Raw genomic sequence first — 21,209 nt, forward strand, 5'->3', positions numbered from 1 at the left:
CGACCAGGTCGTCTACTTGTTCAGGGGTCAGATTTTCTGGAATGGAAACTGAGGATGCCGACCCGGACGAGGCGGTATCCTGTGCAAAAGCTGGAAAAGAAAGAAAGAAAATGGAAACCAGCGCCAAACAGAGGCGGAGTGGATTAAGCATTGATTTGTTGCCCTCGATCACGAGATTTTTGGTTGTTTTTCGGGATCATATGAAAAATCGCGCCGGTTTCCCAGAAGATTTCGCTTTGTGAAACGGGGAAATTGCGACAGCACGAAAAAAAAGGCCGAGCTATAAGCTCGGCCGTAGTCCAACAGGGAGGTATGAAGATGATGAGCGTTTCAGCATCACCGCCTTCGATTGCTCATTTAGGGGTCAGTTTGTGAACGTTCAAGGAATTTAACCCTGTAAAGACTTCATGTCCGATATGCTATGGGCGCATAGCTAGAGTTTTCCCATCTGTTTCAGTTGCTTGCGCTGTGCAATGATCTCGTCCTGGACAAAATCTCGGAACGCACCAACGCGTTTAGAATGTCTGAGTTCTTCGGGGTAAGCCAAATAAACAGGAACATCAGCGGTTTCGATGTCAGACAAGACTGGGACAAGATGCGGAAAATCCTGGGTCACATAGTCCGGCAGAACGCCAATGCCCAAATTGTGCAGAACCCCTTGCAGGACACCGAAATAGTTGTTCACGGTCAGCAATGAGCCGGGATTATAAGTCATCAGGTGACGTACCATGGCGGCACTTGCACCGACCTGTGGTGCCGCAGGGGTCTGGCAGATCAAGCGGTGATCTTTGATTTCCTCAAGCGATTTCAGCATTCCGCCATGGGTCTCAATATAGTCCTGAGTCGCGTACAGCATCATTTGCACTGTCATCAGGCGCTTGCGAACCAGATCGGCCTGGCTGGGCTCTTTCATTCGAATGGCAACATCTGCCTCGCGCATGGGCAGGTCCAGAACCCTCTCTTCCAGCATCAGATCGATATTGAGGTCGGGATATTCCTCGTACAATTTTGGCAGGCGCGGGGCCAGCCAGAGTGTGCCGAAACCAAAGGTCGTTGTGACGCGCAAGACGCCAAAAACCTCTTCCTCACTGTCCCGAATGCGCGCGGCTGCTGCATCAAGACGTTTTGACATGGCGGAAGTGGCGTCGAAAAGCAATTCACCCTGCTCGGTGAGAATCAGCCCTCGGGCGTGACGGTGGAAAAGGGTGGAATCCAGCGATTCTTCCAGGGCACGGATCTGCCGGCTCACGGCAGATTGAGACAGATTGAGCTTGTCACCCGCATGGGTGAGGCTGCCTGCATCGGCTACTGCGTGAAATATTCTAAGCTTGTCCCAATCCATCGCCGCAACTTTCGTTATCCATTTGAACGCCTATATGAAAGAGGTGACAAGTTCCACATTCAAAGGGCGAAATCGTTACTTATCAGTGGATAAATCCTATACAGGTCAGAAATTATGACCTAAAATGCACCGAAATAAAGCACACTGATCTGACGAGGGGAGACGTCTGATGAGTCAGCCACAGATAACATTGAACGACAGGTTCGATCTTGAGAAAAACCCCGTTCTGTTGAACGGAACTCAGGCGCTTGTTCGGTTGATGCTGATGCAAAAAGCCAGAGATCGGCAGGCGGGCCTGAATACGGCGGGTCTTGTAACTGGGTATCGGGGGTCGCCCCTTGGCGCTGTTGATCAGCAAATGATGCGGGCTCAAAAACCGCTGGCCGAAAACGACGTGACGTTTCAGTTCGGCTTAAACGAAGATCTCGCCGCGACCGCCCTGTGGGGCAGTCAGCAAGCAGGGTTGCGGGGCGACGGCAAGTTCGACGGGGTTTTCGGACTTTGGTACGGCAAAGGTCCAGGGGTTGATCGATCCGGTGACGTTATGCGTCACGCGAACATGGCCGGTACGGCCAAGCACGGCGGCGTCCTTATGGCAATGGGCGATGATCACACCGGCGAAAGCTCGACCGTTCTGCACCAGTCAGAATGGTCTCTGGTCGATATGTATATGCCGATTGTCAGCCCCGCTGGCGTTCAGGAAATTCTGGACTACGGCATATACGGCTTTGCTCTTAGTCGTTTTGCTGGCGTTTGGGTTGGCTTGAAAACGATGAAAGACACGATCGAGGTCACATCGGTTGTGGACGGTAGCCCTGACCGAATGCAGGTTGTTTTGCCCGAGTTCGACATGCCGGACGGCGGGTTGAATATTCGTTTGGGCGATACCCCGCATCTGCAGGAAACGCGTGTCATCGACTACAAGAGGTTCGCGGCCGAAACGTTTTCCCATGCCAATAAGCTCGACAAGCGGATGTGGGGCAAGCCGGGGGCCAAGATCGGATTCGTCGCAGCAGGTAAAAATTGGTTGGACCTATCCCATGCTCTGTCGCTTTTGAATATCGACGAGGCTGAGGCCGAACGGCTGGGGATCACCACGTACAAAGTTGGGCAGACCTTCCCCCTGGATATGGCCGGGTTCCATGACTGGGCCGAAGGGCTGGACTTGATTGTGATCGTCGAGGAAAAGCGCAAGCTGATCGAAGTTCAGGTCAAGGAGGCCATCTTTGACGACCGGCGCGGCCGCAGAGTTTATGGCTGGTACAAAGGTGGGGCGGGGACGCTGCACCGGGAAGAACTATTCCCCACGCGTGGCGCGCTTGATCCGATCATGATCGCCGAAAAACTGGGTGAAATCCTGATCGAAGAGGGGCGCGAGACTGAAGGCATCAACGCCGGGCTTGCATCCTTGTCCGAAGCTCGCCGGGCCGACAACGCGCAGGAAATCGCGACACGGCTTCCGTATTTCTGCTCGGGCTGTCCGCATAACAGTTCCACCAAAGTGCCGGATGGCAGCCGCGCCTATGCCGGTATCGGCTGTCACTATATGGTTCAGTGGATGGACCGCGAGACGACAGGTTTCACCCAAATGGGCGGTGAAGGCGCGAACTGGATAGGTGAAGCTCCGTTTGCGACTACCAAACATGTGTTCCAGAACCTGGGCGACGGCACTTATAACCATTCGGGCGTTCAGGCGATCCGGGCGGCGTTGTCTGCAGGAACGAACATCACCTTCAAAATCCTGTTCAACGACGCGGTCGCCATGACCGGCGGGCAGGACAACGAAGGCGACCTGACTGCAGAACGGATCGTTGCCGAGGTCAAGGCGATGGGCGTCCGCGAGGTCGCTTTGGTCTATGACGAAAAGGAAGACGTAAACTTCAAGGCGCTGCCTGCAAGCGTTCAGACATATGAGCGCGCGGATCTTATGCAGGTGCAGGAGAAATTCCGCGAGATCGAAGGCGTCTCGGTCATTGTCTATGTTCAGACCTGCGCGGCTGAAAAACGTCGCCGTCGCAAGCGAGGCACATTCCCAGACCCGGACAAACGTGTGTTCATCAACACCGATGTTTGCGAAGGCTGTGGAGATTGTGGGGTGCAGTCGAACTGCGTGTCGATCGTGCCGAAACAAACTGAACTGGGCCGCAAGCGAGCGATTGATCAGTCAAGCTGCAACAAGGACTTTTCCTGCCTGAACGGGTTCTGCCCCTCGTTCGTGACCCTTGAGGGTGCGAAAATCCGCAAAGAGGCAACGACCGAGATCGATCTGCCGGATTTGCCGATGCCGGAGCTTCCCGCGATCAAGGGAACGCACAACGTGGTCATCACGGGTGTTGGTGGTACAGGCGTCGTCACCCTTGGTGCAATTCTTGCTCAGGCCGCGCAGATCGATGGCAAAGGCGCCGGCATGATGGAAATGGCGGGCCTGGCGCAGAAAGGTGGCGCGGTTCATATCCACTGCCGTCTGGCCAATCGTCCCGAAGATATCAGCGCGATCCGCGTTGCCACAGGCGAGGCCCATGCACTGATCGGCGGTGATTTGGTGGTTTCCGCCGGGGCGAAGACCTTGGGCCTGACTCGCACCGGACGCACCGGCGCAGTCGTAAACAGCCATGAAACGGTTACGGGCGATTTCACACGCAATACAGAGTTTCGCATTCCAGCCGATCAGTTGGAACTGGCCTTGCAGGCGCGGCTGAAAGAAGATGTCTCATTGTTTGACGCAACCGATCTGGCGCGCGCCGTGATGGGGGATTCGATCTATTCCAACATGATGATCTTTGGCGCGACCTGGCAGCGCGGGTTGTTGCCCGTCAGCCATCAGGCGATCTTTGACGCCATTGAGTTGAACGGAACGGCGGTCGAACGAAACAAGCGTGCGTTTGATATCGGTCGTTGGGCGGTGCTGCATCCGGATGAGGTGCAGTCCATACTGTCCCCAACCGTGGCCGAGATGCCCAAAACGCTGGACCAGATCATCGAGTTCCGTGCGCAGCACCTGACTGATTACCAAAGTGCCCGGCTGGCAAAGCGGTATCGTAAGTTGGTGGACAGTGTAGAGGATTCCGAGGTGCGCGAAGCGGTGGCAAAGGGCTATCACAAGCTTCTGTCATACAAGGATGAATACGAGGTTGCTCGCCTTCTGCTGACCAGCCGGGAAAAGGCAGCCGCCGAGTTTGATGGCGACTTCAAGATGACGTTTCATCTGGCGCCGCCGATTTTCGGAGGATCGGGCAGTAACGGCAGGCCCAAGAAGCGCGCATTCAGCGAATCTGTCATGGGTCCATTGAAGCTGCTGACCAAGTTGAAGGCCCTGCGCGGCACGCCGTTCGATGTCTTCGGGTATTCGTCCGAACGCAAGATGGAGCGTGCTTTGATCCGGCAGTACGAAAAAGACATGCGCGAAGTGCTGCCTTTATTGTCGCAGGACACGCGTGATGCGATCTCTGCGTTGGCTCGACTGCCGCTGGATATCCGTGGTTTCGGACCTGTTTTGCAGGAAAACGAGGCCAAAGCAGCCAAGCGGCGCGAGGAGTTGCTGGCATCGATCCGAAGCGGTGGGCCTGAGTTGAAGGCTGCGGCGGAGTAACTCGTCACAACCCTGTCACGATGGCTAGGCAAAATTGTTACTTGCACTTATTTTGCAGGCAACAAACCGGAGACCCAAATGCCTTCTCGTCGTCATGCTGTTCGTGACATCTCTTATGCCCATTCCGCTGAAACCAAAGGCGGGCGAATGGTTATCAAACTTATGGAGAATACCACGGGTCGAATGCGCCTGATCAAACGCGCGGATGGATACGAGAAAGACGTTGCCAACGGGCGCGACTTTTGGGCCGTTATGGTCGAACGCTATGGTCTGACATTGGATGTTGTGGGCGGATCTCTTGCGAACATTCCGGCAGATGGCCCCCTGATCCTGATTGCCAATCATCCCTATGGCATTCTGGATGGCCTAATGATGGGGCACATTCTGTCGGAGACACGCGGAGATTTCCGCATTTTGGCGCATCGGGTGTTCCGCAAGGCCGAGGATCTGAACCGCATCATTCTGCCTATTTCGTTTGATGAAACGAAGGAAGCGATGAAGCTGAATTTGGAGACGCGCAAAACGGCTCTCAACTATCTGGGCGAGGGCGGGGCGATTGGTATTTTCCCCGGAGGCACGGTCAGCACCGGCGTCAAGCCGTTTGCCCATCCTATGGATCCGGGTTGGCGCGGCTTTACCGCTCGGATGGTGGCAAAGTCCAATGCCACCGTGGTGCCGGTTTTCTTTGATGGGCACACGTCGCGCCTGTTCCAGATCGCAAGCCATTTGCACAACACGCTGCGCATGGGCTTGCTGATCAAAGAATTCAAAAAGCGCGTGGATACGCCTGTGAAAGTGGTGATCGGAGAACCTATAGGGCGCGACGTTCTGGATCCATTGGGTAAGGATACGCGCAAGATGATGGATTTCCTGCGCAAAGCCACGTATGAGCTGTCTCCAGAGCCGTTGGAGTCATATGACTACGGCTATGAATTTGAGGAACGGCATCGCGCCTGAAGGGGCAAATGGCAGTAGGTATCTTTGATTCCGGTTTGGGCGGTCTGACCGTCCTGAACGCCGCGCAGCAACGGCTGCCCGACGTGGATTTCCTGTATTTTGCGGACAGTGCACATGCACCTTACGGTGTGCGTGATGCCGAGGATATCTATCAGCTGACCCGTAAGGCCGTGCACGCGCTGTGGGATCGCGGGTGCAATCTGGTGATTCTGGCCTGCAACACCGCAAGCGCTGCCGCCTTGCGCCGGATGCAGGAAGAAGGCGTGCCCGACGGCAAGCGGGTGCTGGGCGTCTTTGTTCCCTTGATCGAAGCCCTGACTGAGAGGCAATGGGGGGACAACTCTCCACCACGCGAAGTGGCTGTCAAGCACGTGGCGTTGTTCGCCACGCCTGCCACTGTGTCCAGCCGGGCCTTTCAACGGGAACTGGCATTCCGCGCAATCGGTGTGGATGTCGAGGCGCAGGCCTGTGGCGGCGTGGTCGATGCTATTGAAGATGGCGACATGATCCTGGCGGAGGCTCTGGTGCGTAGCCATGTGGATGCTTTGAAACGAAAAATGCCCGAGCCGCAGGCCGCGATTTTAGGCTGCACACACTATCCGTTGATGGCCGAGACCTTTCAGGCCGCCTTGGGTTCAGATGTTCAGGTCTTTAGCCAAGGGGATCTGGTGGCCGAAAGCCTGGCCGATTATCTGCAACGCCACCCCAATATGTTGGGCGATGGCGCAGGTGGCTACCTGACCACGGGCAAGCCGGGTTTTGTCAGTGATCGTGCAACGCAATTCCTCCGACGACAAATCTCGTTCGAGGCGGCCTGATTTAGGTCAAGGACGCACTTCCCCGAATTTTCTAATTCAAAGACCGTCACATCGGCGGTCGTGATATGTGACACATGCAAAGAAGAGGTCTGACATGACCCACAAAATCGCAATTCTGGGCGCTTCTGGGTACACCGGCGCTGAACTGGTGCGGCTGATCGCCGAGCACCCGAACATGGACATTGTTGCTTTGGCTGCCGAACGGAAGGCGGGCATGAACATGGCGCAGGTGTTTCCGCATCTGCGGCACATGCACTTGCCGGATCTGTGCAAGATTTCCGAGATCGATTTTTCCAATGTTGATCTGTGTTTCTGCGCTTTGCCGCACAAAACTAGCCAAGAGGTGATCCGGGACCTGCCGAAAGACTTGAAGATCATTGATTTGTCAGCGGATTTCCGGCTGCAGGACCCGGATGAGTATGAGAAGTGGTATGGCAACCCGCACAGCGCTTTGGAACAGCAGGAAGAAGCCGTTTATGGTCTGACCGAGTTCTATCGGGATGAAATCAGGTCAGCGCGGTTGGTCGCTGGTACAGGCTGCAACGCGGCAACAGGGCAGTATGTGCTGCGTCCGTTGATCTCTGCCGGTGTCATTGATCTGGATGATATTGTGCTGGATCTGAAATGCGCCGTGTCGGGCGCTGGCCGGTCGCTGAAGGAAAACCTGCTGCACGCAGAGCTCAGCGAAGGTGCCAATGCCTACGCTATCGGTGGCACGCACCGGCATCTGGGTGAGTTTGATCAGGAATTCTCGAAGCTTGCAGGTCGCACTGTGCATGTACAGTTCACGCCGCATTTGATTCCGGCAAACCGGGGCATTCTGGCAACGACCTATGTAAAGGGTGATCCACAAAGCGTTTATGAAACGCTGGCAAAGATTTATGCAGACGAGCCCTTTATCCAGATGCTGCCTATGGGAGAGGCACCTTCGACCCATCACGTCAGAGGGTCGAACTTCTGTCATATCGGTGTGGTCGCAGACAGAATCGAACGTCGCGCAATCGTGATTGCCGCGCTGGATAACCTGACAAAAGGTAGCAGTGGCCAAGCCTTGCAGAACGCCAACCTGATGTTAGGTGAGGATGAAACTTTGGGCCTGATGATGGCCCCTCTATTCCCGTGAGGACGGTATGAAAACGCTCAAGAAACGTCGTCGAGTACAAGTCATTCTGGTAGCGGTCGTTGCCTTGGTGGCATCGACGGCTTTGATTGGGTGGGCCTTGCAGGATGGCATCAACTTTTTCCGTTCACCCAGCGAGGTAATTGCCGAGCCGCCGAAACCGACCGAGGTGTTCCGCATTGGCGGGCTGGTGGAAGAAGGCTCGATCATTCGCGGGCAGGGTGAAACCGTGCATTTTGTGGTTACAGATGGGGGCGAGAGTGTCCCGGTTTCGTTTACCGGTGTCCTGCCTGATCTGTTTACCGAGAACCAGGGTATGGTTGGCACCGGAAGCTATGTGAACGGCGTGTTCGAAGCGACTGAAATCCTTGCCAAACATGATGAAACCTACATGCCGAAAGAGGTTATGGACGCGCTGAAAGAGCAAGGCGTTTATAAAGAAGCAGAGGGAAGCTGAACGCAGCTGTGCTGCGTGCCTCTGGCAGAGGTATTTTTGAACAGAAGAAGCGGGGCGTTGCGCGCAATTGGCGGGCAGCGCCCTTTGCAATTACCGTGTCGTAAGGCGTTTGCAGGACCGTTGCTCTGATCAACGAGTTGGGGAAGATGATGCAAACGGTTCGGCAGATCGCGAAAGAGATCGTGGCGCGGGAAGGCGGGTTTGTGGATGATCCGGACGATCCCGGTGGGGCCACAAAATATGGCGTAACCATTCACACTATGCGGCGTTTGGGATTGGATTTGAATGGCGACGATGTGGTTGACCGACGTGACGTGGAGGGATTGACCCATCAGCAGGCTGTCGAGATATTCGTACGTCATTACTTTGTGAAGCCAGGCATCTCGCGGTTGCCTGATCTACTGCAGGCTTCGGTCTTTGACATGTATGTGAACGCCGGGGCGCAGGCGATAAAGATCCTGCAGCGGTTGTTGCGGGACATGGGATTCAACGTGGCGGTGGATGGCGTAATTGGTGCCAAGACCGCAGCAGCTTGCGAAAAAGCAGCGCAACCGGAGCCAATTGCTTTGCGGGATGCCTACGGGGTGGCGCGGCGGAACTACTATTTTCGCCTTGCTGATCGGCGACCGGCCTCGAGGAAATATGCGCGCAGCCGGTCGGGGGGCAAAGGTGGCTGGATCAAACGCGCGGAAGAGTTTTTGTCAGAGCGATACCATCTTTCTGACGCCGAGTTTCAGGGAAGGGTTGCGGCATGGGGTTGATCTCGGGTGTTTTGGCGCTGTTGTTCGGGAACGGGCGGAACGCGGTTCGGGAAACCGTTGAGATTTACCGTGAGAACACTGAAGCAAGTGCGCAGAGAGGTGCCGAGGCGCAAGCGCAGGCCATGTTGCAGTTTGGAGGCGAGTTTCAAACTGCGCAAAAAGGATCATTTGACCGATTCATGGATGGGGTAAACCGGTTGCCGCGCCCGGCTTTGGCCTCGGGAACATTGGGTTTGTTTGTGGCCGCCATGGTGGACCCGTTGTGGTTTGCTGCAAGGATGCAGGGCATGGCCTTGGTGCCAGAGCCCATGTGGTGGTTGTTGGGTGTCATCGTGTCCTTCTATTTTGGGGCGCGGCATCAGTTGAAAACGCAAGAGTTTCAGAAGGATATCAGTGCGACCATGCTGCAATTGCCTGCTGTTCTGAACAATCTCGAGCAGCTGCGCGAACTGCGCAGCGATAGTCCGGGCGCTGCAGGTCCCGGATCAGGTTCCGATTTGTCGCAGGATATTACGCACCCCGATGCCAACCCGGCGCTGGATGATTGGCGCAAGCATCGCAGGGCGTGACCCGCGACACTATGTGCCCCCGGATCGGGCGAAAGTTATTGGCCCCCGGATTGGCCCCGGAGTATATTCCGGGGCATGATTACAGAACTCGGCCACTTCGCCCTTATCCTCGCCTTCTTTGTCGCCATCGTGCAAAGTGTAGTGCCCTTGATCGGGGCTTCGAAACGTTGGGCCGGATGGATGGCATTTGCCGAGCCTTCCGCCATCGTTCAGTTCCTTTTGACGGCGTTTTCCTTCGGTGCGTTGATCTGGGCTTTTGTCGTGTCGGACTTTTCCCTGAGGATCGTGGTTGAAAACAGCCATTCGGCCAAGCCGATGATCTACAAGATCAGTGGCACATGGGGGAACCACGAAGGATCCATGTTGCTGTGGGTGTTGATTGTCACCTTGTTTGGCGCATTGGCCGCGTTCTTTGGAGGTGGGTTGCCGCCGACGCTCAAGGCGCGCGTGCTGGCGGTGCAATCGTCGATAGCGGTCGCGTTTTTTGCCTTTATCCTGTTCACGTCGAACCCGTTTGACCGACTTGCAATTGCGCCGTTTGACGGGCGCGACCTGAATCCGTTGTTGCAAGACCCGGGCTTGGCGTTTCATCCGCCCTTTCTGTATCTTGGTTATGTGGGTCTGAGCATGGCGTTCAGCTTTGCCATCGCGGCCCTGATCGAAGGGCGTGTCGATGCAGCATGGGGGCGTTGGGTACGACCCTGGACACTGGCGGCCTGGGTGTTTTTGACCATTGGTATCGCGCTGGGGTCATGGTGGGCTTACTACGAATTGGGCTGGGGTGGGTTCTGGTTCTGGGATCCGGTCGAGAATGCGTCGTTCATGCCCTGGCTTCTGGCAGCCGCTTTGCTGCACTCTGCCATCGTTGTGGAGAAGCGCGAAGCGCTGAAAAGCTGGACTATTCTGCTTGCGATTATCGCGTTCGGATTTTCACTGATCGGCACGTTCATTGTGCGTTCGGGTCTTTTGACTTCGGTTCATGCCTTCGCCACCGATCCTGAACGTGGTGTGTTCATCCTGATGATCCTGGTGTTCTTCATTGGTGGGGCGCTGACATTGTTTGCCGCGCGCGCCCAAGCGATGGAGGCCAAGGGCGTCTTTGGCATGGTCAGCCGCGAAAGCGCTTTGGTGGCCAACAATGTTCTGCTGGCCGTCAGTTGCTTCGTTGTTTTTGTGGGCACCATGTGGCCAATGGTGGCCGAGATGATGTTCGACCGGAAGCTTTCGGTCGGGGCTCCGTTTTTCAACGCCGCATTCTCTCCGTTTATGGTGCTACTCGGGCTGATCCTGCCGATCGGTTCGATGCTTCCTTGGAAACGTGGAAGGATTGGAAAGACGGCTTGGTCTCTGCGTTACGCCTTTGGGCTGGCGCTGGCGATTGCGTTGCTTGTTTGGGCGATGCAGACCGGACGCAGCGCGCTGGGGCCGGTGGGTCTGTTCCTTGGGGCGTGGATTACGTTTGGGGCCGCCATCGATTTGTGGAGCCGCACGGGCCGCAACGGCAGCCTGAAACGCCTGTTCCGCCTGCCGGGTGCAGATTGGGGTAAAGCGGTCGCGCATACGGGTCTGGGCGTCACCATCTTTGCCGTGGCTGGTCTAACCGCTTGGGAGGCCGAAGATATCCGCGTCGCGCAACCCAATCAGCCCTTTGAAGTGGGGCAGTTCACGCTGACTCTACAAGACGTGCGATTGGTTGAAGGGCCGAACTATTTCTCGACCACGGCAGATGTTCTGGTTGAAAAGAATGGACGCCCGATTGGGACACTTCACCCTGAAAAGCGGGACTATCCGGTTGCCCGCATGCCCACGACCGAGGCCGCGATTGATTACCGTTTCCTGGGTGATCTTTACGTTGTGATCGGTGATCAACAGGCAGATGGGGGCTGGGTCATGCGCACTTATATCAAGCCGTTCGCGAACTGGATCTGGGCTGGCTGCATCCTGATGTCACTTGGCGGTATCCTCAGCCTGTGTGACAGGCGGTTCCGGGTGGCTGCGGGGGCGCGAAAAACCCCGGTTGGCGGAGTACCCGCAGAATGAAACGCCTTGTACTGATCCTGATGATGCTGGCGACACCCGTGTTTTCGGTGCAGCCAGACGAGGTTTTGGATGATCCGGTGCTAGAACAACGGGCTCGCGACCTCAGCACCGGATTGCGTTGCCTTGTTTGTCGGAACGAAAGCATCGACGAAAGCAACGCCGATCTGGCGCGTGATTTGCGTTTGCTGCTGCGGGAACGTCTGGTTGCAGGTGATACCGACGAACAGGCCATCGCGTTTATCGTTGATCGCTATGGTGAGTACGTTTTGCTTAAGCCAACCACCAGCGGCTCGAACCTGTTCCTTTGGCTCGCTGGCCCTATCATGCTGTTGATTGCGGCTGGGGTTGGGCTGAACTTTCTGCGCAACCGTGCCAAAGCTCATGCGTCAGTTGAAAGCACGACGCTGAGTGAAGACGAAAAGGAGCGTCTGCGCCGAATTCTTGAAGACTGACGTTTGGTTCTGCCTTTACCTTCTTGATTGGGCCAGTAAGTGTTCGAAAACGCTTGGCGCGACGGGAGGGTTTTCATGCATTACGAAACAGTTGTTCTGGACATTACGGACTGTCTGGCGGTTCTGACCTTGAACAGACCTGACAAAATGAACGCTCTGACAACTCAGATGCGCGCTGAAATTACCCATGCAATGAAAGACGCGGCAACCCGAGCCCGGTGCATCGTGATCACCGGCGCTGGTCCCGCTTTTTGCTCCGGGCAGGATCTGGGCGATGCGTCCTCAACCGGCAAGATCGATTTGGAGCGGTCCTTGCGCGACGAATACGAACCAATGCTGGAAACGATCCACAGCTGTCCGGTTCCCACAATTGCGGCTGTAAACGGTGCTGCGGCCGGGGCAGGGGCGAACCTCGCCCTTTGCGCGGATGTTGTGATCGCAACTGAAAGCGCGTATTTCCTGCAAGCCTTTGCGCGGATCGGTTTGTTACCGGATGCCGGAGGAACTTGGTTCATGCCGCGCCAGATGGGGCTGGCCAAGGCGATGGGTGCGGCGTTGTTCGCCGACAAGATCAGCGCGAAACAAGCGGATGACTGGGGCTTGATCTGGGAATCTGTGCCCGATGACATTTTCGCCGCGCATTGGCGGAAACGGGCAGAATACCTGGCCAATGGTCCGACAGCAGCCTACGGCGCGATCAAACAGGCCATTCGTGGAACTTATGAAAACACATTGCCTCAGCAGCTTGCGACCGAAGCGCATCTGCAGGGCGAATGTGGTCGCTCGCGCGATTTCGCCGAAGGTGTGGTGGCTTTCATGGGAAAACGCCCTCCGAAATTCGAAGGGCGCTAATTCATTCAGGCGCGGCGGCGGCGGCGCGTGCGGCGTTCAGGGACAGCCTCGTCGCCCGTTCCATCAGAGGCCGACGTGAACGGACCTAACGCATCAGTGATCTGATCCAAAGTCGGGCGTTCGCCGCGCGAGGTGGTATCCAAAGCTTCACGCATCTTGCGCAGGTGATCTGGCATTGTTCCGCAGCAACCGCCAATGATTGTCGCGCCGGCATCGCGTGCCATAGCTGCATACTGGCCCATAAGTTCGGGCGTGCCGTCATAATGGATGTGACCATCCACGTATTTCGGAATGCCCGCGTTACCCTTGGAGATCAGGGGACGCTCTGTGCCTTGCGCTGCAAAGCCCAGAATTGTGCGCAAAATGTCTGATGCGCCGGTTCCACAGTTTGCACCAAAGGCGATGGGTGGGTTGGACAGCGTTTCGACTATTTGCGCCAAATCGGCCGAGGTCACACCCATCATTGTGCGCCCAGCGGTATCAAAGCTCATCGTGCCACACCACGGCATGTCAGCCAGTGCAAATGCTTCGGCCGCGGCTCGGAACTCCTCAGGGGCGCTGATGGTTTCCACCCAGAGCACATCAACACCGCCTTCTTTCAGCGCTGCTGCTTGTTCGTGGAACATTTCCACCGCGTCGGAATGCGTCAGGCTGCCGACCGGTTCCATGATTTCACCGGTTGGTCCAACAGATCCTGCAACCACGACGGGACGCCCGGCCTTGTCTGCCACCTCGCGTCCGAGTTCAGCACCGATGCGGTTTAGCTCGCCCACGCGATTCTGAGCTTCGTGCAGCTTGAGCCGTGCGGACGTACCGCCAAAGGTGTTGGTCAGAAACAGGTCACTGCCCGCATCCACCGAACCCTGATACAGCGCTCGGATCTTGTCGGGGGCGTCCACGTTCCAAAGTTCGGGCGCGTCACCAGACTGCAAGCCCATGTTGAACAGATTTGTTCCGGTGGCACCATCAGCCAAAATGGCATCTTTGGTTTCCAGAAGCTTGCTCAGCGCGTTTGTCATTGGGTTATTCCAGAAAAAGGCGCAAAGCGCCGTTAAAAATAGAGACGCCCCATGTCACATGACAGGGGCGTCAAATCAAATTCATAAAACTCATGAAGATCATGAGCTGTGTAAGAAAACCTTAGTCGGCCTCGCTCATGACCTGAGCTTTGGCTTCGGGCAGAATCTCGGCCATCTTGGCGCGGATTTCTTCGGCCGAAGACAAATCACCCAGATCACCGGCGACTTTGCGGACAACGTCTTCGTGTCCGGCTTCTTCGAAGTCGGCGACTACTACGGTCTTGGCATATTCTTCGGCTTCTGCGCCGGATTTGCCCAGCTTTTCTGCCGCCCACAGGCCCAGCAGTTTGTTGCAGCGGGCCTGCGCCTTGAACTGCATTTCTTCATCATGGGCAAACTTGGCTTCAAAAGCGTTTTCGCGTTCGTCGAACGTGGTCATTGGGTGAGGACCTCTTGGGTTACATCTTCTTTCCTGATGATATGACCATACGACGTCCCGGGCGCAAGGTATTTGCGCTGCGTCAAAGCCTCTCGGGTGCATGAACTTGCGGGAAAAGAGTGCTTGCACTATGAGGACGCCAACGAGAGGGGACTCATTCCCTTTGCTCAGACTGGAAAGGTCGCTTATGGCGCGTCGCAAGAAAATCTACGAAGGCAAAGCCAAGATTTTGTATGAAGGCCCCGAACCGGGCACGATCGTGCAGTATTTCAAGGATGACGCCACAGCATTCAACGCTGAAAAGAAGGATGTGATTGACGGCAAAGGCGTGTTGAACAATCGCCTGTCCGAGTTCTTCATGAACGGCCTGACCCAGATCGGTATTCCGAACCACTTTATTCGCCGCCTGAACATGCGCGAACAACTGGTGCGCAATTGCGAAATCGTTCCGTTGGAAGTGATCGTTCGAAACTATGCCGCCGGATCGATGTCTAAACGTCTGGGCATAGCCGAAGGGACACAGCTGCCGCGCCCGATCGTTGAATATTGCTATAAAGACGATGCGTTGGGTGATCCTCTGGTCACCGAAGAACATATCGCTGCCTTTGGCTGGGCCAGCCAGCAGGACATGGACGATATCCTCAGCCTAGCGCTGCGCGTGAACGACTTCATGAGCGGTGTGATGCTGGCGGTTGGTATCCGCCTTGTGGACTTCAAGATCGAAATCGGACGCATTTTCGAAGGGGATTATCAGCGTTTGATCGTGGCTGACGAAATCAGCCCCGACAGCTGCCGCCTTTGGGACATCGAAACCGGCCAGAAGCTGGACAAAGACGTGTTCCGTCGTGACCTGGGCAATCTGACCGATGCGTATTCAGAAGTTGCGCGCCGTTTGGGTGTGCTGCCGAATACCAATGTCACCAAGCCGACACTTATCAACTGACCCGTTCAGGGAACTTTTGTTTCAACTAAAGTGCGCCGCGGCAAAAACCACGGCGCATTTTGGGTTTTTGCGGTCTAGGCAGGTTCATCTGTTGATCATCAATGGGAAGACTCGCTTTGCGTGATGACAACTGCGGCAAACTGCTTGGGAAACAGGGTTGTCGAAAACGGTCAGGCACGCTATCCCCCGCGCAACGAAATGGGCCATGGATAGCGGCCCGAAGGTGGAGTTGCCAAAATGAAAGCACGGGTTCATGTGATGCTCAAGAACGGGGTACTGGACCCGCAGGGCGAAGCAGTTCGGCACGCATTGGGCGCAATGGGCTTTGATCAGGTCGAAGGTGTCCGTCAGGGCAAAGTGATTGATCTTGAACTGGCCGATGGCGCGACCGAGGCAGATGTGACCGAAATGTGCGAAAAGCTGTTGGCCAACACCGTTATCGAACGCTACGAGATCGAACTGGTCTGATCGAATGCGGGCCGCGCGTCTGATCACCTACCGTCAACCGCTTGAGGTTGCGACCGTGCCCGATCCCGAACCCGCCGAAGATGGTGTTGTGGTTCGGGTTTTGGCGTGTGGCGTGTGCCGATCCGATTGGCATGCATGGTCAGGCGCGGACCCGGACGTAATCCTTCCGATGACACCCGGTCATGAATATTGTGGTGAGGTTGTCGCGGTCGGTTCTCGGGTCACCCGCTGGCGGGTGGGCGACAAGGTCATCGCGCCGTTCATTCTGGCTTGCGGGCATTGCGCAGACTGCGCGCAGGGGCACCAGACAATCTGTAATGACCAGATTGTTCCTGGGTTCACCTGTGATGGTGCTTTTGCGGAATATATCGCAGTGGCCCATGCGGATGCGAACCTCACAACATTGCCCGATAGCATTGCGCCCGAAGTTGCTGCAGCCTTGGGGTGTCGTGTGACAACGGCCTGGCAGGCTTTGGTCGGACGGGCGCAGGTTCAGGGTGGGGAATGGATTGCTGTCTTCGGCGGCGGCGGTGTTGGAATTTCCACGCTGCTTTTAGGCAAGGCTCTTGGCGCACGGGTCGTCGTGGTCGACATTGCGGATGACAAGCTGAACTATGCACAGTCTTTGGAGGCTGATGCGGTTGTCAATGCCACAACATGTGATGCGCCGCAGGCTGTAAAAGACATCACTGGCGGCGGCGCGCATGTTGCGATTGAGGCTTTGGGCATCGAAGTCACAACCGTATCTGCGATGCGGTCACTGCGCAAAATGGGCCGCATGGTGCAGATCGGCATGCCGGCCGGTGATCACACACAGATGGCTTTGCCGATGGACGTGCTTTATTCCGGCCAGCTTTCTGTTTTCGGAACGCGGGGCATGCCAAGCTGGCGCTACCCGTCTTTGTTGTCGCTGATCGCAGGGGGCAGGATTGACCTGAGCCCGCTGGTCACGCGCAAAATAACTCTTAACCAGGTGAGTGCTGAGCTTGCCGCCTTTGACCACCCAACCCCTCCGGGTGTTGCAGTGGTTACAGATTTTGTCTCGTAGGAGGGCCCGCCATGCGCGCAGCCGTAATCGTATTCCCCGGATCCAACTGTGACCGAGACCTCGCCGTCGCCTTTGAGCAGGCCGGTTTCAAGGTTGATATGGTTTGGCACAAAGACGCGGCCTTGCCCGACGGTGTTGATATCGTGGGCGTACCGGGTGGCTTTTCCTATGGAGACTATCTGCGCTGCGGTGCCATCGCCGCCAAATCTCCGATCTGTAAGGCGGTGGTCGAGCATACCGAACGCGGCGGCTATGCCGTGGGTATCTGCAACGGGTTTCAGGTTTTGACGGAAACCGGCATCCTGCCTGGCGCGTTGCTGCGCAATGCCGGGCTGAAATACATCTGCAAAACAGTGGGCTTAAAGGTCGAAACAAGCGACAGCGTGTTTACCGGGGGCTATAATGCAGGCGACGTGATCGGTATCCCAATCGCGCACCATGACGGCAACTACTTCGCGGATGATGTAACACTTGCGGCCCTGAAGGATCAGGATCGCATCGCGTTCACCTATACCGAGAATCCCAATGGCTCGGTTGGCGACATCGCTGGCATCCTGTCCGAAAACCGCCGCGTACTTGGGATGATGCCTCACCCCGAGCGTGCGGCAGATGAAGGGCATGGTGGCACCGACGGAGTGGCGCTGTTCCGCGCATTGTCAGGCGTGTTTGAAGCAGCGTGACTTGAGGTCGCGCGCGCCCGCGCGTAACGTCTGGCCATGAACTCGGACGTGCGATCAGCTTGGTCAAATATGTTGAAACCGCTTCGCGGTGCTCCGCTGGGCTGGCGGTTGCGCGTTGCCGTTCTTGTTCTGCTGCTTGCAACAATTACCACGGTCTGGATCACCAATAGCCTGTTGACCGACAGGTTCACGGAATCCACGCGAAACCGGGCAGAGCTGCGACTGGCACTGTATTCCGGCAACCTGCTGAGTGAGTTGCGTCGAAACTCGATCGTGCCACAGTTGCTGGCACGAGACCCGACCCTGATTTCAGCGCTGCAATCCAGTGATTATACGTTGTCGACCCAGCGCCTGATTTCCTTCGTTGAAGAAATTGGAGCGGCCTCGCTGATGCTCTTGGACAGTGATGGTCGAACCGTTGCTGCAACGGATCGGAACAAGCTGGGTGAGGGGCACAGAAATACAGCTTATTATGTGGATGCCATCCGGTCTAATGCCACGATCTTTTCGGTCATTCCCAGGGAATCCGGCGGATACAGCTTTGTGTATTCCCGGCGACTGGAAAACGGATCGGAAATTCTGGGGGTCATCGTTGTCGAGGTTGACCTTCAGAAATTCGAACGCGCCTGGGCCGGTATTTCGGACGCGGTGATGGTCACCGACAGTACCGGAACCATCATCCTGTCTACCGAGCCCCGCTGGCGTGGGTTGGAAGAGAGCACGGCGATGCTGCGGCAACCGCCGCAAGGCGCAATTCAACGCGCTATTCGGGCTACTACCGATTGGACGGCTTTGCCGCCGGATGCCTACCTGCAAGGCGAGGCCGTGATGCGCATGGAAACACGCATCCCGTTCCGGGGTTGGCAAATGACGTCGTTCACCACCTTTGAGTCGATCCGCGAAAAGGTGAACAGCGTGCTTGCGCTGGAAATCATGGGATTTGCGATTCTTCTGGCGCTGACGTTTTATGCGCTCAGCCGTCGGGCCACCTTGCGCATGGCCCTGTTTCAGCGCGAGTCGGCAGAGCTTCGCGCATTGAACGCACGGCTACAGCGGGAAATTGCTGAGCGGGAACGGGTTGAAAAGACGCTGGATTTGGCGGAACAGACCCTTGCGCAAAGTTCGAAACTGGCCGCCTTGGGCGAGATGTCGGCTGCGGTCAGTCACGAGCTTAATCAACCTCTGGCTGCAATGAAAACATATCTCGCCGGGGCGCGTCTGTTGTTGCGGCGCAACCGACCGGAAGAGGCGCTTGCAAGCTTTGGACGCATCGACGGTCTGATCGAGCGGATGGGGGCGATTACGCGCCAGCTCAAGTCTTATGCCCGCAAAGGGGCGGATGCATTTTCGCCTGTAAACCTTGGTGAAGCGCTGGCCTCGGCCTTGTCCATGATGGAGCCGCAACTGCGTCAGCGTCATGTGAAGATCACTCAGATCCTGCCGGAAGAACCTGTCATGGTGATGGGGGACCGGATGCGGATCGAGCAGGTGATGGTCAACCTCTTGCGAAACGCGCTGGATGCCACCAAATCGGTAGCAGAGCCGGATGTGGAAATCATCCTGGCGGCGGGCGACATGGCGGTTCTGACCGTGCGGGACAACGGGCACGGTATCGAGGATATCGAGAACCTGTTCGAGCCGTTCTATACTACCAAACAGCCTGGCGACGGGGTTGGACTGGGGCTTGCCATCTCGTCGGGGATCGTGAACGACCATGGGGGACGGCTGACTGCGCGCAACGGCCAATATGGTGGCGCGGTGTTTGAAATGCAGTTGCCAGCACTGGGAAGCGACGGCCTTGAGGCCGCGGAATAACGAGGAATGACTATGGCACAGGCCATGAAAATTGCCATTGTGGATGACGAACAGGACATGCGCCAGTCGATCAGCCAGTGGCTTGCTTTGTCCGGATACGACACTGAAACCTTTGCCAGCGCGGAAGATGCGCTCAAGGTTCTGGGACCGGATTATCCGGGGATTGTGATTTCGGACATCAAGATGCCGGGGATGGATGGAATTCAGCTTTTGAAAAAGCTGATGGGGGCCGACAGCACCCTGCCAGTCATCATGATCACGGGGCATGGCGACGTTCCGATGGCGGTTGAGGCGATGCGCGTTGGTGCGTTCGATTTCCTTGAAAAGCCGTTTAACCCTGATCGCATGTCCGAACTGGCCAAACGCGCCAGCAATGCACGCCGTCTGACACTGGACAACCGGGCGCTGCGGCGTGAGCTGTCGGGTGGCACGCAGATCATGAACAAGCTGATCGGTGCCAGCCCGGTTATGGAAAGGCTGCGTGAGGATATTCTGGATCTTGGGCAAGCCGACGGTCATGTGTTGATCGACGGTGAGACGGGAACCGGCAAAACGCTGGTGGCGCATGCGCTGCATGCGGTGGGTAGCCGCGCAGGCAAGAAGTTTGTTCTGGTGTCCTGCGCCGCGTTAGAGGAAGACGCGCTGGCCAAACGCCTGTTTGGCCCGATGATGCCTGAGGATGCGCAACTGCCGGCCATCGAAGAAGCACGCGGCGGGACACTGGTGCTGGAAGATGTCGAGGCGCTGAGCGATACCTTGCAAGCCAAACTGCTGAGCGTGATGAACGAGCAGGGCACCCCTGCTGAAACGCGGATTGTTGCGATTTCGAACCTGCAGGAAGCGGGGAAGACATCAGAAGACGTTCTGCGCCCCGACCTGTTCTATCGGTTGGCGGCATTGCGGATCACCATGCCGCCACTTCGTCAGCGCGGCGAGGATATCCTGACCCTCTTCACGCGCCTCAGCGAGCAATTTGCAGAGGAATATGGCTGCGATGCCCCTCAGGTCAGTGCGCAGGAAGCGGCGCAATTGTTGCAGGCCCCGTGGCCAGGCAATGTGCGTCAACTGATCAATATTGCCGAGCGTGCCGTGCTACAATCACGTCGAGGATCAGGAACGATTGCGTCATTGTTGATGTCCGACCATGAAGAGATGCAGCCGGTGATGACCACCGAAGGCAAGCCGTTGAAGGAATATGTCGAAGCGTTCGAGCGGATGCTGATCGACAACACAATGCGCCGCCACAAGGGGTCGATCGCGTCGGTTATGGACGAATTGTGCCTGCCGCGCCGGACGTTGAACGAAAAGATGGCGAAATACGGGCTTCAGCGATCAGACTATCTTTAAGCGTTGCGAATGGGGGCTCTGCCCCCGTCGCCTTTGGCGACTCCCCCGAGGTATTTTAGGCCAGATGAAGAGATCCCGCGCTGCGTCGGCGGTCTTGATGCAGTTTGCCCATTGTCTTTTCCACAGGACTGCTTTTATTGTGTTCGGACGGGCCGGGCCTTTTTAGCGCTCTTAAGTCCCGAATCTTTGAGTTTCGCTGCTTTGCTGCACGTTAATTTCGCTGCGAAGCAGACCGATTGTGCCCCGATTGCGGGCAGTGGAGTACCTGAGCCCGATACGTCGGGTGAAAGGAATAAATGGGCGGGCTGCAGAAACTGCGCCTGTCGGAGAAGAACCGCGATGACGCGCGCGCAACGATTGAGAGACCGGGCAGGGGGCCACAGCGCCAGACCCTGCCGCGCGCCGTCTGAAATCGCCCTGACAAGACACCTCCCCAAAAGCGCCTGTCCGCCTGGACAGGTCAGGACAACGCGTTTGGCGCGGTGCACCAAGG

At 56.6% G+C, this 21,209-nt stretch carries 20 protein-coding genes; 17 read left to right on the forward strand and 3 right to left on the reverse strand.

Annotated elements, in window-relative coordinates:
* The first annotated feature begins 41 nt into the window (after nucleotides 1–41).
* Nucleotides 42–242 carry a hypothetical protein gene (locus tag GS636_RS22620; RefSeq protein ID WP_253762611.1) on the forward strand — a complete coding sequence of 67 codons (201 nt, stop codon included), beginning with the start codon at nucleotides 42–44 and terminating at the stop codon, nucleotides 240–242.
* 191 nt (nucleotides 243–433) lie between these two features.
* On the opposite strand, the gene GS636_RS01100 is transcribed toward GS636_RS22620, so the two are convergent.
* The gene (locus GS636_RS01100; protein ID WP_171089824.1) at nucleotides 434–1,342 is read right to left on the reverse strand and encodes a LysR family transcriptional regulator; all 909 of its coding nucleotides are present in this window, start codon (nucleotides 1,340–1,342) and stop codon (nucleotides 434–436) included.
* A gap of 169 nt (nucleotides 1,343–1,511) precedes the next feature.
* Between GS636_RS01100 and GS636_RS01105 the strand changes: the two genes are divergently transcribed.
* From GS636_RS01105 to GS636_RS01150, 10 genes are all read left to right on the forward strand, one after another.
* Complete coding sequence (locus tag GS636_RS01105) at nucleotides 1,512–4,931, forward strand: indolepyruvate ferredoxin oxidoreductase family protein (protein ID WP_171668160.1); 3,420 nt, start codon at nucleotides 1,512–1,514, stop codon at nucleotides 4,929–4,931.
* A gap of 78 nt (nucleotides 4,932–5,009) precedes the next feature.
* A complete protein-coding gene (locus GS636_RS01110) occupies nucleotides 5,010–5,888 on the forward strand; it encodes a lysophospholipid acyltransferase family protein (protein WP_171183032.1) in 879 nt (292 codons plus the stop codon).
* Between the two features lie 8 nt (nucleotides 5,889–5,896).
* Nucleotides 5,897–6,706, forward strand: a complete 810-nt coding sequence (locus tag GS636_RS01115) for a glutamate racemase (protein ID WP_171183034.1) — start codon at nucleotides 5,897–5,899, stop codon at nucleotides 6,704–6,706.
* Between the two features lie 94 nt (nucleotides 6,707–6,800).
* Complete coding sequence (gene argC, locus GS636_RS01120; RefSeq protein WP_171668161.1) at nucleotides 6,801–7,829, forward strand: N-acetyl-gamma-glutamyl-phosphate reductase; 1,029 nt, start codon at nucleotides 6,801–6,803, stop codon at nucleotides 7,827–7,829.
* 7 nt (nucleotides 7,830–7,836) lie between these two features.
* Nucleotides 7,837–8,283, forward strand: a complete 447-nt coding sequence (gene ccmE / locus GS636_RS01125; RefSeq protein WP_171089834.1) for a cytochrome c maturation protein CcmE — start codon at nucleotides 7,837–7,839, stop codon at nucleotides 8,281–8,283.
* A gap of 149 nt (nucleotides 8,284–8,432) precedes the next feature.
* Nucleotides 8,433–9,044 carry a holin-associated N-acetylmuramidase gene (locus GS636_RS01130; protein ID WP_171668310.1) on the forward strand — a complete coding sequence of 204 codons (612 nt, stop codon included), beginning with the start codon at nucleotides 8,433–8,435 and terminating at the stop codon, nucleotides 9,042–9,044.
* The gene (locus tag GS636_RS01135) at nucleotides 9,035–9,613 is read left to right on the forward strand and encodes a holin family protein (protein ID WP_171668162.1); all 579 of its coding nucleotides are present in this window, start codon (nucleotides 9,035–9,037) and stop codon (nucleotides 9,611–9,613) included. The genes GS636_RS01130 and GS636_RS01135 overlap by 10 nt, the downstream gene beginning before the upstream one ends.
* A gap of 75 nt (nucleotides 9,614–9,688) precedes the next feature.
* Complete coding sequence (locus GS636_RS01140) at nucleotides 9,689–11,653, forward strand: heme lyase CcmF/NrfE family subunit (RefSeq protein ID WP_171183040.1); 1,965 nt, start codon at nucleotides 9,689–9,691, stop codon at nucleotides 11,651–11,653.
* Nucleotides 11,650–12,105, forward strand: a complete 456-nt coding sequence (locus tag GS636_RS01145) for a cytochrome c-type biogenesis protein (RefSeq protein WP_171668163.1) — start codon at nucleotides 11,650–11,652, stop codon at nucleotides 12,103–12,105. Before GS636_RS01140 ends, GS636_RS01145 begins: the two co-directional genes overlap by 4 nt.
* Nucleotides 12,106–12,180: 75 nt before the next feature.
* A complete protein-coding gene (locus tag GS636_RS01150) occupies nucleotides 12,181–12,957 on the forward strand; it encodes an enoyl-CoA hydratase-related protein (protein ID WP_171668164.1) in 777 nt (258 codons plus the stop codon).
* 5 nt (nucleotides 12,958–12,962) lie between these two features.
* Here GS636_RS01150 and bmt read toward each other — a convergent pair whose 3' ends face one another.
* Both bmt and GS636_RS01160 read right to left on the reverse strand, forming a co-directional pair.
* Nucleotides 12,963–13,976, reverse strand: a complete 1,014-nt coding sequence (bmt, locus tag GS636_RS01155) for a betaine--homocysteine S-methyltransferase (RefSeq protein ID WP_171183043.1) — start codon at nucleotides 13,974–13,976, stop codon at nucleotides 12,963–12,965.
* A gap of 121 nt (nucleotides 13,977–14,097) precedes the next feature.
* The gene (locus GS636_RS01160; RefSeq protein ID WP_171089847.1) at nucleotides 14,098–14,415 is read right to left on the reverse strand and encodes a DUF1476 domain-containing protein; all 318 of its coding nucleotides are present in this window, start codon (nucleotides 14,413–14,415) and stop codon (nucleotides 14,098–14,100) included.
* 187 nt (nucleotides 14,416–14,602) lie between these two features.
* Here GS636_RS01160 and purC point away from each other — a divergent pair, with 187 nt between their 5' ends.
* The 6 genes from purC to GS636_RS01190 all read left to right on the forward strand — a co-directional run bounded on the left by purC (nucleotide 14,603) and on the right by GS636_RS01190 (nucleotide 20,716).
* Entirely contained in the window at nucleotides 14,603–15,358 is a 756-nt protein-coding gene (purC, locus tag GS636_RS01165; protein WP_171089849.1) for a phosphoribosylaminoimidazolesuccinocarboxamide synthase, read from the forward strand.
* Nucleotides 15,359–15,595: 237 nt separating this feature from the next.
* The gene (purS, locus tag GS636_RS01170) at nucleotides 15,596–15,826 is read left to right on the forward strand and encodes a phosphoribosylformylglycinamidine synthase subunit PurS (RefSeq protein WP_117872765.1); all 231 of its coding nucleotides are present in this window, start codon (nucleotides 15,596–15,598) and stop codon (nucleotides 15,824–15,826) included.
* Nucleotides 15,827–15,830: 4 nt separating this feature from the next.
* The gene (locus GS636_RS01175; RefSeq protein ID WP_171668165.1) at nucleotides 15,831–16,874 is read left to right on the forward strand and encodes a zinc-dependent alcohol dehydrogenase family protein; all 1,044 of its coding nucleotides are present in this window, start codon (nucleotides 15,831–15,833) and stop codon (nucleotides 16,872–16,874) included.
* Between the two features lie 11 nt (nucleotides 16,875–16,885).
* Complete coding sequence (purQ, locus tag GS636_RS01180) at nucleotides 16,886–17,554, forward strand: phosphoribosylformylglycinamidine synthase subunit PurQ (RefSeq protein WP_171668166.1); 669 nt, start codon at nucleotides 16,886–16,888, stop codon at nucleotides 17,552–17,554.
* A 69-nt stretch (nucleotides 17,555–17,623) separates the two neighbouring features.
* Nucleotides 17,624–19,369: an ATP-binding protein gene (locus GS636_RS01185; protein ID WP_171668167.1), complete on the forward strand. Its 1,746-nt coding sequence runs from the start codon at nucleotides 17,624–17,626 to the stop codon at nucleotides 19,367–19,369.
* A 12-nt stretch (nucleotides 19,370–19,381) separates the two neighbouring features.
* Nucleotides 19,382–20,716, forward strand: coding sequence for a sigma-54 dependent transcriptional regulator (locus GS636_RS01190; protein WP_050603452.1), 1,335 nt, complete (start codon nucleotides 19,382–19,384; stop codon nucleotides 20,714–20,716).
* Nucleotides 20,717–21,209 lie beyond the last annotated feature (493 nt).

It is taken from the genome of Ruegeria sp. HKCCD4884, from assembly GCF_013110855.1.
GTDB lineage: Bacteria > Pseudomonadota > Alphaproteobacteria > Rhodobacterales > Rhodobacteraceae > Ruegeria.

Coding starts and splice junctions, on each gene's coding strand:
- argC (WP_171668161.1), top strand. CDS start 6,801: ATGACCCACAAAATCGCAATTCTGGGCGCTTCTGGGTACACCGGCGCT.
- GS636_RS01150 (WP_171668164.1), top strand. CDS start 12,181: ATGCATTACGAAACAGTTGTTCTGGACATTACGGACTGTCTGGCGGTT.
- purS (WP_117872765.1), top strand. CDS start 15,596: ATGAAAGCACGGGTTCATGTGATGCTCAAGAACGGGGTACTGGACCCG.
- GS636_RS01105 (WP_171668160.1), top strand. CDS start 1,512: ATGAGTCAGCCACAGATAACATTGAACGACAGGTTCGATCTTGAGAAA.
- GS636_RS01190 (WP_050603452.1), top strand. CDS start 19,382: ATGGCACAGGCCATGAAAATTGCCATTGTGGATGACGAACAGGACATG.
- GS636_RS01185 (WP_171668167.1), top strand. CDS start 17,624: ATGTTGAAACCGCTTCGCGGTGCTCCGCTGGGCTGGCGGTTGCGCGTT.
- GS636_RS01130 (WP_171668310.1), top strand. CDS start 8,433: ATGCAAACGGTTCGGCAGATCGCGAAAGAGATCGTGGCGCGGGAAGGC.
- GS636_RS01175 (WP_171668165.1), top strand. CDS start 15,831: ATGCGGGCCGCGCGTCTGATCACCTACCGTCAACCGCTTGAGGTTGCG.
- GS636_RS01160 (WP_171089847.1), bottom strand. CDS start 14,415: ATGACCACGTTCGACGAACGCGAAAACGCTTTTGAAGCCAAGTTTGCC.
- GS636_RS01145 (WP_171668163.1), top strand. CDS start 11,650: ATGAAACGCCTTGTACTGATCCTGATGATGCTGGCGACACCCGTGTTT.
- GS636_RS22620 (WP_253762611.1), top strand. CDS start 42: ATGGAAACTGAGGATGCCGACCCGGACGAGGCGGTATCCTGTGCAAAA.
- GS636_RS01140 (WP_171183040.1), top strand. CDS start 9,689: ATGATTACAGAACTCGGCCACTTCGCCCTTATCCTCGCCTTCTTTGTC.
- GS636_RS01115 (WP_171183034.1), top strand. CDS start 5,897: ATGGCAGTAGGTATCTTTGATTCCGGTTTGGGCGGTCTGACCGTCCTG.
- GS636_RS01110 (WP_171183032.1), top strand. CDS start 5,010: ATGCCTTCTCGTCGTCATGCTGTTCGTGACATCTCTTATGCCCATTCC.
- purC (WP_171089849.1), top strand. CDS start 14,603: ATGGCGCGTCGCAAGAAAATCTACGAAGGCAAAGCCAAGATTTTGTAT.
- bmt (WP_171183043.1), bottom strand. CDS start 13,976: ATGACAAACGCGCTGAGCAAGCTTCTGGAAACCAAAGATGCCATTTTG.
- GS636_RS01135 (WP_171668162.1), top strand. CDS start 9,035: ATGGGGTTGATCTCGGGTGTTTTGGCGCTGTTGTTCGGGAACGGGCGG.
- purQ (WP_171668166.1), top strand. CDS start 16,886: ATGCGCGCAGCCGTAATCGTATTCCCCGGATCCAACTGTGACCGAGAC.
- ccmE (WP_171089834.1), top strand. CDS start 7,837: ATGAAAACGCTCAAGAAACGTCGTCGAGTACAAGTCATTCTGGTAGCG.
- GS636_RS01100 (WP_171089824.1), bottom strand. CDS start 1,342: ATGGATTGGGACAAGCTTAGAATATTTCACGCAGTAGCCGATGCAGGC.